Source organism: Streptomyces sp. NPDC019396 (genome assembly GCF_040632375.1).
In the GTDB taxonomy this organism is placed as follows: domain Bacteria; phylum Actinomycetota; class Actinomycetes; order Streptomycetales; family Streptomycetaceae; genus Streptomyces.
The window spans coordinates 36,039-51,990 of the sequence record NZ_JBEYBS010000027.1 but is presented as its reverse complement, the minus strand read 5'-3'; the positions used below and the strand labels follow the sequence as shown (position 1 = coordinate 51,990).

General features: G+C 70.7%; 11 protein-coding genes, 2 pseudogenes and 1 riboswitch. Of the genes and pseudogenes, 10 read left to right on the top strand and 3 right to left on the bottom strand.

The genetic code is table 11. From position 1 onward, the window contains the following. Nucleotides 1–27: 27 nt before the first annotated feature. Complete coding sequence (locus tag ABZ532_RS26435; protein ID WP_361288663.1) at nt 28–651, bottom strand: sigma-70 family RNA polymerase sigma factor; 624 nt, start codon at nt 649–651, stop codon at nt 28–30. A gap of 161 nt (nt 652–812) precedes the next feature. Continuing rightward, on the bottom strand, nt 813–1,472 hold the full coding sequence (locus ABZ532_RS26430; protein ID WP_361288660.1) for a hypothetical protein: 660 nt from the start codon (nt 1,470–1,472) through the stop codon (nt 813–815). A 131-nt stretch (nt 1,473–1,603) separates the two neighbouring features. On the opposite strand from ABZ532_RS26430, the pseudogene ABZ532_RS26425 reads away from it, so the two are divergent. The 8 genes and pseudogenes from ABZ532_RS26425 to ABZ532_RS26390 all read left to right on the top strand — a co-directional run. Then, nucleotides 1,604–1,729: pseudogene (locus ABZ532_RS26425) on the top strand (ECF transporter S component); the annotation flags it as partial. A gap of 254 nt (nt 1,730–1,983) precedes the next feature. Further along, nucleotides 1,984–2,132: riboswitch (cobalamin riboswitch) on the top strand. A gap of 200 nt (nt 2,133–2,332) precedes the next feature. After that, complete coding sequence (gene metE, locus ABZ532_RS26420; protein ID WP_361288746.1) at nt 2,333–4,651, top strand: 5-methyltetrahydropteroyltriglutamate--homocysteine S-methyltransferase; 2,319 nt, start codon at nt 2,333–2,335, stop codon at nt 4,649–4,651. A gap of 193 nt (nt 4,652–4,844) precedes the next feature. Further along, the gene (locus tag ABZ532_RS26415; RefSeq protein ID WP_361288743.1) at nt 4,845–6,863 is read left to right on the top strand and encodes an ABC transporter ATP-binding protein; all 2,019 of its coding nucleotides are present in this window, start codon (nt 4,845–4,847) and stop codon (nt 6,861–6,863) included. Between the two features lie 108 nt (nt 6,864–6,971). Further along, nucleotides 6,972–8,711 carry a methionine--tRNA ligase gene (metG, locus tag ABZ532_RS26410; protein ID WP_361288657.1) on the top strand — a complete coding sequence of 580 codons (1,740 nt, stop codon included), beginning with the start codon at nt 6,972–6,974 and terminating at the stop codon, nt 8,709–8,711. Then, a pseudogene (locus ABZ532_RS26405) lies at nt 8,708–9,062 on the top strand (GNAT family protein). Before metG ends, ABZ532_RS26405 begins: the two are co-directional and overlap by 4 nt. Nucleotides 9,063–9,290: 228 nt before the next feature. Beyond that, nucleotides 9,291–10,625: a VanZ family protein gene (locus tag ABZ532_RS26400; protein ID WP_361288654.1), complete on the top strand. Its 1,335-nt coding sequence runs from the start codon at nt 9,291–9,293 to the stop codon at nt 10,623–10,625. Nucleotides 10,626–10,675: 50 nt separating this feature from the next. Beyond that, entirely contained in the window at nt 10,676–11,260 is a 585-nt protein-coding gene (locus tag ABZ532_RS26395) for a hypothetical protein (protein WP_361288651.1), read from the top strand. A gap of 132 nt (nt 11,261–11,392) precedes the next feature. Beyond that, nucleotides 11,393–12,103: an NAD(P)H-dependent oxidoreductase gene (locus tag ABZ532_RS26390; protein ID WP_361288648.1), complete on the top strand. Its 711-nt coding sequence runs from the start codon at nt 11,393–11,395 to the stop codon at nt 12,101–12,103. Nucleotides 12,104–12,114: 11 nt separating this feature from the next. Here the strand turns inward: ABZ532_RS26390 and ABZ532_RS26385 are convergent, their stop codons facing one another. Further along, nucleotides 12,115–13,353, bottom strand: coding sequence for an FAD-dependent oxidoreductase (locus ABZ532_RS26385; protein ID WP_361288645.1), 1,239 nt, complete (start codon nt 13,351–13,353; stop codon nt 12,115–12,117). Nucleotides 13,354–13,531: 178 nt separating this feature from the next. On the opposite strand from ABZ532_RS26385, the gene ABZ532_RS26380 reads away from it, so the two are divergent. After that, nucleotides 13,532–14,758, top strand: a complete 1,227-nt coding sequence (locus ABZ532_RS26380; protein WP_361288641.1) for a cytochrome P450 — start codon at nt 13,532–13,534, stop codon at nt 14,756–14,758. Nucleotides 14,759–14,971: 213 nt separating this feature from the next. Then, nucleotides 14,972–15,916: a MerR family transcriptional regulator gene (locus ABZ532_RS26375; protein WP_361288638.1), complete on the top strand. Its 945-nt coding sequence runs from the start codon at nt 14,972–14,974 to the stop codon at nt 15,914–15,916. Nucleotides 15,917–15,952: the final 36 nt, after the last annotated feature.

The window sequence follows — 15,952 nt, the reverse complement described above, 5'->3', positions numbered from 1 at the left end:
CGCCGGAACCCGGTCAGGGCGCGGCCTTCAGGCCACCAGCGCGGACGCGGCCACCGGCTCCTCGGCCTGCTCGATCAGCTCCGTCAGCGTCGCACGGGCACGCGCCACGCGGGACCGCACCGTGCCGATCGGACAGCCGCTCAGCTCAGCGGCCTCCGCATAGGGCAGGCCCAGCATCTGGGTGAGCACGAAGGCCTCCCTGCGTTCGGGCGGCAGTGACGCCAGCAGTTCGAGCAGCGCGACCCCGTCGTCGAAGCCCGGCAGGTCGCGGGGCTGGGCGAGTTCGACGGTGAGCTGCCAGTCGGGTACGTCGTGCAGCCGGGGCCTGGCGGCCGCGTACCGATAGCTGTCGATCACCGCGCGCCGGGCGATGGACAGCAGCCAGGCACGGGCCGACGACCGGCCCTCGAAACGGTGCAGGCTGCCGAGCGCACGCAGGAACGTGTCCTGGACGAGGTCGTCGGCCGACTGCGGATCACCGCACAAGTGGGCGACATAGCGCAGTACGTCGCGGTGCAGGGCGCGGACGAACCGCTCCACGGCGTCGGCGTCACCGCCGCGGGCGGCGAGCGCCCAGGAGGTGATCGACTCGTCGGCCGGATTCACCTTGTCCGTCGTGTCCCATGAAGCGGGCAGGGCGGAAGAGATCACCTGGTGTCCTTCTCGGGTCGTCCGGAACCAGGACCGGGGTGCACAGCGGGCGCCGCAGAGCCCTGGTGCCGGCGTGTGGGGGCCGGCCGCTCCCCACGCGCTCGCGGGTCTGCGGCCGGTGCCCGAGGGGCACTTGGGCCACCTCGGGATTCCGGCTGTCGTCAGGCGACAGCGGACCCCACGGGCGGCCCCCGGGAGACGATGACGTGGACCAGCGGGAGCAGCCGCGATGCACTCGACGGGCGGCGACGGCCACGCAGCCGCGGCCGGTGCCCAGGTGCCGGCAGGGCGAGCAGAAGCCGCAACGGCGCGGTCAGCCACCCGGCGACCGCGCGGAGGATCCGGAAGGCGGCTCGCTCTCCATGGGCGAGCCAGAGTCCGGTGAGCAGCGCCGCCAGCAGGTGGGCGGCGAGCATGCCGAGCGACCACGAGTCGCCGGCCAGCACGTCCGAGAAGCCCGAGTGGCCCATGTCGCTGGGGCCGGGACCCATGTCGGCGGAGGCCATGTGGTGCCCGGGGTGCTCTGGATACGCGGAGTGATCAATGTGTTCCGTGTGCTCAGGGTTCAGCGACTGCACGAGCGTGAACCCCGAGTGCAGCGCCGCCTGTGCGGCGACCACCACGGCCACCACAACCCCGCGCCCCCGCTCCCTGCCCGCCAGGCACCAGCCCAGCCCACCGGTCGCGCCGAACCCCCCGGCCAGCGTCCACCACGGGACGGACTCCCCTGACATCATGACGTGGCCGAGGGCGGCGAGCACCACGCATACGGCCGCGAACACCGCGGCCCGTAGCGTGCGTGAACACCACCCAGCAGTCATGGCGTCTCATCCTCGCATCCCGGGTCGGCGTCCCGGCAGACCGCCTTGCCGCGCGCACCTGTGTCGGCTCCCCACCGCCGCGACCGGTCCACACTTCCGACGGTCAAGGAATCCGGCGCTGGTGATGGAGGATCAGCGGTGGCGTCGGCCCCTGGACGTCGAGCCCGATGTTCGGCTGCGCTTTCGTCGGCACGCTCGCAGGGCCGCTCCCCAGAGCCAGCGGTCGCCGTGAGGTGCTGATGCTCGCGGTCCACGGCCGCTGTCCGCTGCCAGGTCACCCCGCAAGCCCGCCCGGCGGTTGAGGGCGGACACTGCCGTCGCCGCTGCGGCGTGCGGCACCACGCGAATCCAGCCGCCCCGCTGTGCCGCGACCCCTCACAACCCGGAGGGCTCCTCGGCGCGGGCTGAGGGGCCCGGCCGGATTCCGGACAGTGTTCGCCCGCAGCCGCGTGCCGCCCCGTAGGGTGGCCGGTGCAGCTGGTTCGCCCCGCCCTCCAGGCGGGAGGCGTCGTAAGAGGGAACCCGGTGGGAATCCGGGACTGCCCCGCAGCGGTGAGCGGGAACGACCGCCGTCATACGCACTGGACCCGCCAGGGTTCGGGAAGCGACGGCCAGTAGGTGTCCTCCCCCATGAGGACGTGCCCGCGAGTCCGAAGACCTGCCCGCTGCCCGCGCGCGAACAGCTCGCACGCGGACATCCCGGTGACCTCGTGGGTGGGTCGGCGCACATATCGGACGGCCGGACACCCGCGCGGCACCGCGCGCGGCACCGCGCGCGGACCCGCACCCGTCCGGTCCTTCGCCCTTCGCACCCGCCCGCGTTCCGTTCCGGGATCCCAGGGAACCATCTCGCGAAGGAGATTTCCGTGACCACCGAATCCGCGGCAGCACGGGCCACCGTGCACGGCTACCCGCGCCAGGGACAGCAGCGCGAACTCAAGAAGGCGATCGAGGGCTACTGGAAGGGCCGTGTCACCCCGGACGCCCTCAACGCCACGGCAGGGGATCTGCGCAGGACGCACTGGCGCCAGCTGGCCGATGCCGGTGTCCATGAGGTCCCGACCGGGGACTTCTCGTACTACGACCACGTGCTCGACACCACCGTCATGGTCGGCGCGATCCCCGGACGCCACCGCGCGGCCGTCGCCGCCGACGCCCTGGACGGCTACTTCGCCATGGCCCGCGGCACCCAGGAGGTGGCGCCGCTGGAGATGACCAAGTGGTTCGACACCAACTACCACTACCTGGTGCCGGAGCTCGGACCTGACACCGTGTTCGCCGCCGACTCGACCAAGCAGGTCACGGAGCTGAAGGAGGCGCTGGCGCTCGGGCTTTCCGCCCGTCCGGTGCTCGTCGGTCCCGTCACCTACCTGCTGCTCGCCAAGCCCGCGCCCGGCGTCACCGCGGGATTCGACCCGCTCACGCTGCTCGACCGGCTGCTGCCCGTGTACGCTGAGGTGCTCGCCGACCTGCGGGCGGCGGGTGCCGAGTGGGTGCAGCTCGACGAGCCCGCCCTCGTCCAGGACCGAACGCCCGCCGAGCTGGGCGCCGCCGAGCGCGCCTGCCGCGGGCTCGGTGTGCTCACCGACCGGCCGAAGCTGCTCGTCGCCGGCTACTTCGACCGACTCGGCGACGCCCTGCCGGTGCTGGCCAAGGCCCCGATCGAGGGCCTCGCCATCGACTTCACGGAGACCGCCGCCGCCAACCTCGACGCCCTCGCGGCCGTCGGCGGGCTGCCGGGCAAGCGGCTGGTCGCCGGGGTCGTCAACGGCCGCAACGTCTGGGTCAACGACCTGGAGAAGTCCCTGGCCACCCTCGGCACCCTGCTGGGGCTGGCGGACCGGGTCGACGTGTCCACGTCGTGCTCCCTGCTGCATGTGCCGCTCGACGCGGCCGCAGAACACGACATCGAACCCCAGATCCTGCGCTGGCTGTCCTTCGCACGGCAGAAGACCGCCGAAGTCGTCACACTCGCCCGGGGCCTGACCCACGGCACCGAGGCGATCGCCCCCAGCCTCGCCGCCAACCGGGCCGACCTGGCGTCCCGAGCCGCCTCCCCGCTCACTCACGACGCCGCCGTCCGGGCCCGTACCAGCACCGTCACGGACTCCGACGCCCGCCGCTCCAAGCCCTACGCCGAGCGGACCACCGCGCAACAAGCCCGCCTCGCACTGCCGTTGCTCCCCACCACCACCGTCGGTTCCTTCCCCCAGACGACCGAACTGCGCACCGCGCGCGCCGATCTGAGGGCGGCCAGGATCGACACGGCCGGATACGAGGAGCGCGTCAGGAACGAGATCCGGGAGGTGGTCGCCTTCCAGGAGAAGACCGGACTCGATGTGCTGGTGCACGGCGAGGCCGAACGCAACGACATGGTCCAGTACTTCGCCGAGCAGCTCACCGGCTGTCTGGTCACACAGCACGGCTGGGTCCAGTCCTACGGAACCCGGTACGTGCGCCCGCCGATCCTCGCCGGTGACATCTCACGCCCCGAACCGATGACGGTGCGCTGGACCACGTACGCCCAGTCACTCACCTCACGCCCGGTCAAGGGCATGCTCACCGGTCCGGTGACCATGCTCGCCTGGTCCTTCGTACGCGACGACCAGCCCCTCCCCGACACCGCCCGCCAGATGGCCCTCGCCCTGCGCGACGAGGTCGCCGACCTGGAAGCCGCGGGCACCTCCGTGATCCAGGTGGACGAGCCCGCCCTGCGGGAAACCCTGCCGCTACGCGCTGCCGATCGCGCCGCATACCTGGAGTGGGCAACGGAGGCCTTCCGGCTCACTACGAGCGGGGTGCGCCCGGACACGCAGATCCACACCCACATGTGCTACGCCGAGTTCGGGGACATCGTCGAGGCCATCGACGACCTCGACGCCGATGTGATCAGCCTCGAGGCGGCCCGCTCCCATATGCAGGTCGCCCGGGAGCTGGCCGCTCACGGCTACCCGCGCGAGGCGGGCCCCGGTGTGTACGACATCCACTCGCCGCGTGTTCCGAGCGCGGCGGAGACCGCGGAGCTGCTGCGCACCGGGCTCGGAGCCATCCCGCCCGAGCGGCTGTGGGTCAACCCCGACTGCGGGCTGAAGACCCGCGGCTGGCCCGAGACCCGCTCCGCGCTGGAGAACATGGTCGCCGCCGCCCGCACGGTTCGCCGGGAGGTGTCCGCGTCCTGACGGACTGACCGACCCGTCCCGGGCCGGGGGGCTGGAACAGACCCTCCCGGCCCGGGACGGGAAACCCGGAAAATCCCCCTGCACCGGCCGGCGAAGTGGGACATTCGACCCGGCACTGCCCACCTCGGCGCGTCGTCGTACGCGCCCCCGATGAAGGCGAGGCGATGTGAGGGGACTCTTCGGCCGCGTACGCATGACCGAGGCGAAGATCTCGGACGCCGAGCAGGAGTTGTTCGGCGGGCCCCTGAGGTACGACACGGGATGGGCCGAACACGAGCATTCCTGGCTGGACTTGACGATGGTCACGGCGCTCAAGGCCATGCCTCGTCTGGTACTGGGCACCTTACGCAGGGCCTGGGGCGCTGACCGGGGCTCGTTGCTGGGCGTAGGGGTGAGCGAGGTCGGGCAGGGCATCGTGGCGGCGGGGAACCTGCTCGCGGTGAACGTGGTCATGCATGCCCTGCTGGGGTCGGGGGAGCCCGCGGTGCGGCTGCGTGCCGCACTTCCCGCACTGGTGGTCATCGCGGCTCTGGCAGTGCTCAACGCGGGTCTCGCGGGCTGGTCCACCTCGCGGGCCGGGCGGCTTGAGCCGCTGGTGGAGCGGCTGGCGACCACCGAGTACCTCTCGGCGGCCACCGCGGTGGAGCTGGAGGCGATCGACGATCCGGCGTTCCGCCGCCTCATCGACGTCGCGCAGTACGGTGCGGCATCGGCCCGGCGCATGATCGGGGTCTGTGTCGCCGCGCTCAACGGCATCATCGCCCTGATCGCCACCGCCGGAGTCCTCACCGTGCTGCATCCGGCGCTGCTGCCGATGCTGCTGCTGATCGCCGCGCCACGGGGCTGGGGGGCGATGCGGGTGGCGCAGGAGCGATACGTGTCCGTGATGACCTGGGTCGAGCACGTACGGGCCAGCCGGCTCATCGGCAATCTGCTCACCGAACGCACCGCCGCACAGGAGGTGCGCATCCATGCCGTGGGAACCTTCCTGCTCGACCGGTACCGGAACATGGCCGAGAACGCCGAGAACGAGCAGAAGCGCCTCGCCAACGACAAGGCGCTCACCGAGCTGGTGGCCGCCGCGCTGTCGGGTCTGGCCATGGCCTTCACGTACGGGGTGATGGCCTGGCTGATCCTCGCCGGTCATATGGAGCTCGCCGTCGCCGGCACGGCGGTGATCGCGGTCAGGTCGGGCTCGGCGAGTCTCGGGGCGCTGGTGATGAACGTCAACCAGATGCACGAGGAGTCGCTGTACGTCCAGGACCACGACCGGTTCCTCAGCGAGGCGGCCCGGCACACCATCCCCCGGGACGGTGCCGACGTGCCGGTCAGGGTCGGCGAGGTGACGCTGGACAAGGTCAGCTACCACTACCCCGACCGGCTCGAACCCGCGCTGGACGAGGTGTCGCTGACCGTACCGATGGGCTCCGTGATCGCGGTGGTCGGCGAGAACGGCTCCGGAAAGAGCACCCTGATGAAGGTGCTCGCCGGGCTGCTGCTGCCCCAGGGAGGCAGTGTCCGCTGGGGTGGCGAGGAGCTGAACGGACTGGACCGGTCCCAGGTGTTCGAGCGAGTTGCCCTGCTCACCCAGGACTTCCAGCGGTGGCCGATGACCGCCGCGATGAACATCCGGATCGGGCGGCCGCACCGGGTCGCTTCCCAGGAGGAGCTCGAGCCCTCCGCCGACCACGCCGGGGCGGGCCCGGTCATCGCCAAGCTGCCGCAGGGACTCGCGACCCTGCTGGCCCGGATGTTCCGGGGGGCTTCCGAGATCTCGGGCGGTGAGTGGCAGAAGATCGGTCTGGCCCGTACCCACTGGCGGGCGTCGACCAGCCCGGCCGACAGCATCCTGATCGTGGACGAGCCCACCTCGGCACTGGACCCCGAGGCGGAGATCGAGGCGTTCGACCGCATCCGCCGGCTCGCCGGGCGGCACCGCGCCGTCGTCCTCGTCACGCATCGCATGTCCGGTGTGCGCTATGCGGACAGCATCCACGTCCTCAGCCAGGGGCGCCTGGTCGAGTCCGGCAGCCACGAGGAGCTGATCGCGGCGGACGGCCGCTACGCGGCGATGTTCCACACCCAGGCCGCCCAGTACGCGCCGGTCCCGGCAGCGGCAACCGCCCCGGCGCCTAAGCCGACCTCAGTCCCGGCTCCGGCTCCGGCCACGCTGCCGAAGCCGGCCTCCGCCCCTGCCGCCGAACCCTCGTGAGCGCGGGAAACCCGCAGGAAGGGCGCACCCCCGGTTCGATACGATGACGGCGGTCCACCCACCCCCTCCCGTCACCCAGCGTGACAGGAATTCGCACAACGCCACGAAATGGAGCATCCGAGGATGGCTCGACACCTGATCACCAGCGCGCTTCCCTATATCAACGGGATCAAGCACCTGGGCAACATGGTCGGGTCGATGCTTCCGGCGGATGTCTACTCCCGCTACCTCCGCCAGCGTGGTCACGACGTCCTCTACATCTGCGCCACCGACGAGCACGGCACCCCGGCCGAGCTCGCCGCCAAGGCGGCAGGGCTCTCCGTGGACGAGTTCTGCGCCCAGGCGCATGACGCGCAGAAGGCCGTGTACGACGGCTTCGAGCTGGCCTTCGACTACTTCGGGCGCAGTTCCTCGCAGCAGAACAGGGAGATCACCCAGCACTTCGCGCGCAAGCTCCACGAGAACGGGTTCATCGAGGAGCGCGCGATCCGCCAGGTCTACTCCCCCGTCGACGGGCGCTTCCTGCCCGACCGCTATGTCGAGGGCACCTGCCCGCACTGCGGTTACGACAAGGCGCGCGGCGACCAGTGCGAGAACTGCACCAGGGTCCTGGACCCGACGGACCTGATCGACCCGCGCTCCGCGATCAGCGGCTCCACGGAGCTGGAGGTGCGTGAGACCAAGCACCTCTTCCTGCTCCAGTCCAAGCTCCAGCACGAGGTCGAGGAGTGGGTGGCCCGGCACGAGGCGCAGTGGCCGCAGCTTTCCTCGTCCATCGCCCGCAAGTGGCTGACCGAGGGCCTGCACGACCGCGCGATCACCCGTGACCTGGACTGGGGTGTCCCGGTACCGGCCGACACCTGGCCTGAACTGGCCGCCGAGGGCAAGGTCTTCTACGTCTGGTTCGACGCGCCGATCGAGTACATCGGCGCGACGCGGGAGTGGGCCGACTCCGCGCAGGGCGGCGATGTCCGCGACTGGAAGTCATGGTGGTACGAGGCCGACGACACCGTCCGCTACACCCAGTTCATGGCGAAGGACAACGTCCCCTTCCACACGGTGATGTTCCCGGCCACCGAGCTCGGTGTACGCGAGCCGTGGAAGAAGGTCGACGTCGTCAAGGGCTTCAACTGGCTGACGTACTACGGCGGCAAGTTCTCCACCTCGCAGCGACGCGGTGTCTTCACGGACGCGGCCCTCGAGATCCTCCCCGCTGACTACTGGCGCTACTTCCTGATCGCCAACGCCCCCGAGTCCGACGACTCCTCCTTCACCTGGGAGCACTTCACCGCCACGGTGAACAAGGATCTCGCCGACACCCTCGGCAACTTCGTCAACCGCGTGCTGTCCTTCTCGCGCAAGCGGTTCGGTGACGAGGTGCCGGCCGGGCACGACGCCGGTGAGGCAGAGGCCAGGCTCGGTGAGGAGATCGCCCGGCTGCTCGCCGAGTACGAGGAGCAGCTGGAGGCCCTCCAGTTCCGCAAGGCCGCCACGGCGCTGCGTGCCCTGTGGTCCGCGGGCAACTCCTACTTGGAGGAGAAGGCCCCCTGGCTGGAGATCAAGACCGACCCGGACGGCGCCGCGCTGACGCTGCGTGCGGCGATGAACCTGATCCACCTGTACGCGGTGGTCTCCGAGCCCTTCATCCCCGCCACGGCCGCCGCCATGCGCGGAGCCTTCGCGCTGGAGAACGACACCGCGACCTGGGTGAGCCCCGAGCAGGCCAGGGCCCTGGCCGGTGTCCCGGCCGGAACGGCGTTCACCGTCCCGGCGGTGCTGTTCGCGAAGATCACGGAGGAGGACCTGGAGTCCTACCGCGCCCGCTTCGGCGGCGCCGAGGAGGCGTGACGGTCTACTCCGTGTCCCTGGGCGACGACGGCGCCGAGCTGCGTCCGCTCGAACCGTGGCAGGCCGAGGAGTTCCTGGCCCATGTCGACCGGGGACGGGAGTTCATCGGGCAGCACAACGGATTCCGGACGTCGCGAAGGACCTGGAGTCGAGCCGGGCCTCCTCCAGTCGCATGTGGTGGGTCTCGACGGAGAACACGCCCAGCATCGCGGTGGCCCGCAGGCTCGGGATGACCAAGGACGGTGTCCTGCGGGAGAGTTACCCGCACCAGGGCCAGCGGCACGACGAGAGATCTGGTCGCTACTGGCGCCCGAATGGCGAGCGGCGAGGTCCGGTCCGGGCGGGCTGTGAGCAGCGGCCCGCGGCGTCGGATGTACGAAGTCGCCCAGGGCTCCCAAGGGCGAGGGTCAGCGTCGCAACCTGCGAGCCCCTCCTTTGCGTGATGACGATCAATGGTGGATCGACCTGTCAGACCTCGCCGACACACTTCTGAGCTGACACCACCGTGAGCCGTGCGCGCCCCCCGGGATGACATGGATCCCGGTGCGCCGTCCCGTTGTCTGAAGAGGACCTTTCCGGATGCTTCACGCTGTTCTGCACGACCAGTTAACGTTTCTGCTCGTACTCACCGCCGCCACCGCGCTGGCCGGGGCGGCAGCCTTGGTCCTCGCGCGCCGCAGAGGGGCACGAGGGCCGTGGTGGGGGCTGACGGCGGCGTCCGCGGTGCCGGTGCTGGGTGCCACGCTCTTCTTTCCCGGCAGACAAACGGGAGCCTCAGCCCGCTGGTGCACCATCAACAAGCAGTTGCTGGAACCGATGGTCACCGATCAGGGCGTGCTGAACGCTGTCCTGTTCGTTCCGTTCGCGTTCTTCGGCGTGCTGGCCACGCGTCGGCCGGTGCCGGTGGCCGTGGCCGGCGCCGGAGCGTCTTTGGTGATCGAGGTCGGCCAGAGCCTGTCCGGCTGGATGGGCGGTGCTTGCGACAGCGGCGACGTGCAGATGAACACCCTCGGCACACTCCTGGGCGTCGGATTCGCGGCGGTGCTCGGCCGGGTCCGGGGTGTCCGTGTGGCCTGGAGAGCCGGGGCGCGCCATGCCGGGATGGCGGCGGTGGGAGTCCTGCTGGTGTGCGGCAGTGCGTTCGCCCTCTTCATCCGCCCGCAGGTGATGGATGGTACGGAACTGCGTATGGCTCTCAGCGGCGAGCGTGCGGCGGCCGAGCAAGCCGTACGGGAAGCCTTCGGCGACCGGTACCGGATCTCGGCGGTGCAGCATGCGCCCGGCATGGAGGGCTACGGAGCGTGGCTTCATATCACCTTTGCCGAGCCGGTGACGGCGATGCTGACATGGCCCGACAAGCAGGTGTTCACAGCGGAGTTGGACGAGTCGAGCATCACCGGGCCCACTGCCTTTCCCGTGAGCGCCCCCGAAGTGACACCGCTGACGCAGGGAGAGGCAGGGCGTCTGGCGAAGGCCTATGCGGCGCAGCACTATCCGTGGTCGGCCCGGGGGGTTACGCAGGTGGAGACCACCGCGGTAGGTGAATCGGCGGAGCAGGGGTGGATCACATCGTGGCGGTGGGCCGAGGACGGCGTGCTGATGCCGCGGGCCCTGGACGTCCGGATCAACCGGGCCGGCCGGGTGACACAGCTGGTGGTGAACAACGGGCCGGATCATGTGGACGGCCTGGGGGAGATGAAAGTGACGCGGGGAGCGGCCGAGGCGAAGGTCGCCGAGAAGCTGCGGGGAAGCGCGGACACGGTGGTGGCGCAGACGTGCAGGGTGTACCGGGTGGACGGGGAATGGCGCGCGCTGTGGCTGGTGAAGGTACAGGCGGCAGCGGCGAGTGATTCGATGGTGATGACCGTGGACGCGGTGAGCGGTCACGTGGGACACGGGCAACCGCTCGGCTGAGGTGCCCTCGGTGGGACACCCCGTTCCGCGTCATGAGGTACGCCGCTGTCATGAGGTACGCCGCTAGGCGCCGGGCCGCCCGGCCCGGGCACCCGGTGGCGTCCCTGATCGCCGCCACGGGTCCGCGGGCACTTCCGGTGGCCGCGGCCGGGCTCGCCGTCGTACTGCTCGGTGGTGTCCGGCCCTGCCGGGGCTTGTCCTGCGGCACGATGGCGTCCGGCAGCCAGGCCGTCCAGGACAAGGGAGTCACGGTGACGCGCTTTCTCACAGCGGCAGTTGACGGGGTACCGCAAGTCACCGCTCCGGACGGTGCGGCGGTGCGACCGCTCTGCGTGCTGCCGGGGGCCGCGAGCTTCGCGCAGTTCTCGCTGGCGCCGGAGCAGGTGTCGCGGGCGGTGTCACACGCCAGCGTCCAGGAGATCTGGTACGTCGTCTCGGGAAGCGGCGAGATGTGGCGCCGGCAGGACGGCCATGAGGAGATCACCGCGCTGGTCCCGGGCGTCTGTCTGACCATTCCGCTGGGCACGGCGTTTCAGTTCAGAGGCGGCCCGGAAGGGCTGTGCGTGGTGGCGGCGACCGTGCCGCCGTGGCCGGACGACCCGGGCGAGGCCAGGGCCGGGCAGGGGCCTTGGTGAACGACGTCGACCTCGTCACCAGGGCGGGCATGATAGGCCGGTTCCACCGGACCGGCCACCCGGCGCCCCAAGGTGATCGGAGCGGGGAGACGAGGGAGCCTGGAGTCATAGACAGAAAGGCGTGATCCGACCATGACCGATTCCGCCCCCACCCATCCCACGCCGGGCGACCGGGGAGTCCCGTCCGCACCACCCGTCGGCCGCGCGGGACTTCGCGTGTTCGTGCTGTCCGGATCTTCCCGTACCGGCTCCGTCAACGAGCTGCTGGCCGGGCTGGTCGCCCGGATCATCGGGCAGGCCGGCGCCACGGTCGACCTCGCCGGGCTGCGCGAGTTCGGCGTCCCCACGTACGACGGGGACGACGAGGAGGCCTCGGGTCCGCCCCCGGGGTCCCTGGCGCTGCGCGACCGTATCGAGGCGGCACACGCCCTCGTCATCTCCTCGCCCGAGTACAACGCCTCGGTGCCTGGCACGGTGAAGAACGCCGTGGACTGGGTCTCCCGCTTCCGGCCGCAGCCGTTCAAGGACAAGCAGACGCTGTTGCTCTCGGCGTCCCCCTCGATGGTGGGCGGCAATCGGGGCCTGTGGGCGCTGCGTGTGCCGCTTGAGCACCTCGGAGCTCGTGTCTACCCGGGCATGTTCAGTCTCGCCGCCGCCCACCAGGCCTTCACCGAGGAGGGCGAGCTGACCGACGGCGAGCTCCAGGAGCGGCTGGGGGCCACGGTGGACTCCTTCCTGGATCTGGTCGAGGCCGATGTCAAGTACCCGTGCGTCCAGCACCGCTGGTACGAGTTCCTCGGCGACCGCAGCAGCGCACCCGTCACCGACCGCGCCGAGGCCTGAGCGCAGCACGCTCAGGCGCGGCGCACCGACTCTGCTGGCGGACGCTCCCGCAGCGCCCCGTAGGCGAGGAAGTACGCCGGGACCCTGTTCAGCCAGCGGGAGGTGGTGATCAGCTCCGTCGCGTGCTTGGCGGCCGTGGCGCCGCCGAGGGGCGGGCGTCCCGCCAGCACCGGTTCGATCACCCGGCCGTGGGCGAGCCGCTGGAGGTCCTGGGTCAGGGCCGTGGTCGGCCATCGGCGGCGCTGGACGGCCCGCACGTCCCGGAGGCCGACCGCGCCTGCGCGCAGCGGGTCCACGAGATGGCGTGCGGCGGCGACGGCGTCCTCGACTGCAAGGTTGATCCCGATGCCGAAGACCGGTGACATCGCGTGTGCCGCGTCCCCGATGCAGAGCAGGCCAGGGCGGTGCCAGCGCCGCAGCCGGTCGAGTCGTACGTCGAGCAGCTTCACCTCGTCCCAGGACTTCAGCGTGTCCACGCGGTCGGCGAGCCAGGGCACGGCCGCGGCGAACTCGGCCATGAAGCGATCGAGACCCGCGGCGCGGCGCGGGGCGTCGGTGCCCTTGGGGATCAGCCCGGCGCACTGCCAGTAGTCACCGCGGTCGATCAGGGCGCACAGGAACCGGTCTCCGGCGCCGCCCACCAGTCCGTGCGGGTCGTCTTCGCGTCGGGGCAGACGGAACCACCAGGCGTCCATCGGACAGGTGAAGCGCCGCAGCCCCAGTTCTGGGAGTGACCGGGCCAGCGAGCCCCGGCCGTCGCAGGCGACGGTGAGCGTGGCACGCAGCTCGCCGGTGCGGCCGTCCGCGGTGCGGTAGCGCACCCCGGTGATCCGGCCGTTTTCCTGGAGAAACGCGGTGGCCGCGGTGCTCATCCGCAGGGAGAAGCAGGCTTCACGCCCGGCCTCGTCCACCAGCAGGTCGAGGAGGTCCCATTGCGGGACCATCGCGATGTAGTTGTACGCGCCCGGTAGCGCGCCGATGTCACCCACGGTGACCAGCGAACCCCCGGGTCCGAGCGGTAGCTGGACCGTGGACACCCGGCGCTGCGGCAGCCGGGCGAACCGCTCGGCGAGTCCGAGGTCGTCCAGCAGGGCCAGTGTGGACGGGTGCACGGTGTCGCCTCGGAAGTCGCGCAGGAAGTCGCCGTGCTTCTCCAGCACCGTGACCTGCACTCCCGCTCTGGCCAGCAGAAGGGCGAGGACCATCCCGGCGGGACCGCCGCCCACGACACAGCATGTGGTCCGCTCCATGGCCACCGTCCCCGTTCCTGTCGGCTTCTTCCCGGTCGACGCGGTCTTCGTACGGTCTCTCCGGTGCGAGCCGGTATCAGCCCGCACTGGCACATATACCCCGGGAGCCACCTGCCCCTCATGGACCATTCCGGACATTCGGAATATTCTGAAAGTCCATACCCATCAGGAGGCACCGATGAGCCAGCAGCCCGTCCTTCTGCCCTACGCCGATCCGGCCTTCGTCGCCGACCCCTTCCCGCTCTACCGCGAGCTGCGAGAGGACGGCCCGGTGCGCCGCGCCGTCATCGCGGGTGGCGTGGAGGCCTGGCTGGTCACGCGGTACGAGGACGGACTCGCGGCCCTGTCGGACCCGAGGCTGAGCAGTGACGTACGCGATGCATCCGACCCCCGCCTGATGGAGCAACTTCCGTCCACCGAACGGGAGTCCATGCTGAGCAACATGCTCCGCAGCGACCCGCCCGACCACACCCGGCTGCGCAGGCTGGTGTCCAAGGCATTCACCGCGCGTCGGGTGGCCGAGCTACGGCCCCGGGTCCAGGAGCTCACCGACCGGTTGATCGACGGCATCGCCCCGGCCGGCCATGCCGACCTGGTCGCGGATTTCGCCCTGCCCCTCCCGGTCACGGTGATCAGTGAACTGCTCGGGGTGCCCGTATCCGACCGGCATGACTTCCAGCGCTGGACCGACGACATGATCCTGCGCAGGGCCGAGATGCCCGATCCGGCCGTGGTGGACGGGGCATGGCAGCAGATGCACGCGTATCTCGCCAAACTCATGGAGTCCAAGCGGGCACGACCCGGAGACGACCTGCTCAGTGCGCTGATCACCGCCCGGGACGAGGAGCAGCGGCTGAACGAGGACGAGCTGATCGCCATGTCGTTCCTGCTGCTGGCCGCCGGATACATCACCACCGTCAATCTGATCGGCAGCGGGGTGGCCGCGCTCCTCGCCAACCCCGACCAGCTCGCACTGCTGCGAGAGGACCCCGAGCTGCTGCCGGGCGCGATCGAGGAGTTCCTGCGCTACGACGGTCCGGTGAACCCCGGCATCGCTCGGTTCGCGCGCGAGGACGTCGTCATCGGAGGTGTGAGCGTCCCGCGCGGCGCGACCGTGGTGATCGCGTCGGCCATCGCCGACCGCGATCCCGGGCGGTTCCCCGAACCGGACCGGCTGGACATCACCCGGCGCGACAACACCCATCTCGCCTTCGGGCACGGCATCCACTACTGCCTGGGTGCGCCGCTCGCCCGCCTCGAGGGCCAGATCGCCATCGGCACGGTGCTGCGCCGGCTCCCCGGCCTCGCCCTGGCGGTTCCGCCCGGCGAGCTGCGCTGGCGGCCCGGTGGGCTGCGCGGACCCCAGACCCTGCCGGTGACCTTCCGCCCCGGTGGACGCAGGTGAAAGCGCATCGCACCGCGTAACTGCTGGCAGCTGCGGGGAAGTTCGTGGTGGCGGCTCGGGCAGTCCACTCGCGTGGCGCCCGAGCCACCCCCTCCCCCGTGCACCGGCTGGACCAAGCCCCCGTTCGTCAGCCGGTTCTGCCGGGCCGCGGAGGTGGTGCGGCCTGGCACTCCGTACGCTAAAACCTCCCGTGCACTGGAGGTTCAAGGGGTTGTGAAGCGAATCACATGGTCCATCGGGGAGTTGGCACGTCACACCGGTCTTTCGGTGAAGACGATCCGGTACTACTCCGACATCGGGCTGCTGCCCATGGGGGAGCGCAGCAGCGGCGGCCATCGCCGCTACGCGCCGGAGGCGCTCGAACAACTGCGGCTGGTTCAGCGGCTGCGCGCCCTGGACACACCGATCGCCACCGTCGCCGAGGTGGCCACCGGCGAGCGCAGCATCAGCGACCTGGTGACGGACGAACTCAACCTCGTTCAGAGGAGGTTGACAGAGCTGCGCTGGCGTGAGGCCACGCTGAAGGCGCTTGACGACTGCTCAGGATCCGAGCGACTGAGACGCCTTGAGGTGCTGGCCCGGGTACAGCAGCTACCCGAGGCGCATGACCACCTCATCCGCTCCTGGGAGCGGACGATCCCGTCGTCCATACCTGCCCGGCTGGTCGACACCATCACCGCGCAGGCCGTGCCGGATCCGCCCGCCGACCCGACCGCGGAGGCCGTGCTCGCCTACGCCGAACTGCACTCACTGACCGCGCACCCGCAGTTCCCGCTGTACTGGGAGTGCCCGAACGTCCGCGACAAGGCCTCGCTGTACGCGGAGTTGCTCGACGCGTCCGAGCTGGCCGACTCGCTGGTCACCGAGGGGGTGCCGCCCCAGGCCGGTGCGGCGCTCGACCACTTCTCGGGTGCGTGTGCCCGGTCCCGGTACGAGGAGGACACACCGGGCTTCCGGGCCTTCATGGGAGCCCAACTGCACAGCACGATCCCGCTGTTCCAGCGCTACTGGCAGCATGTCGCCACACTGTCCGGGAATGCGGGGCCCAATCTGGGGCTCACACACTGCTGGCTGGTCGAGGCGCTCGCCGCTTCGCCGGGGGCTCTTTCCGGTCAGACCGCCGCAGCGTCGGGCACCAGGCCGGACACGGCCCCTTAGGCTCTGTCCGAGCCGGAGGGCCCCCGGTAGGGGAGG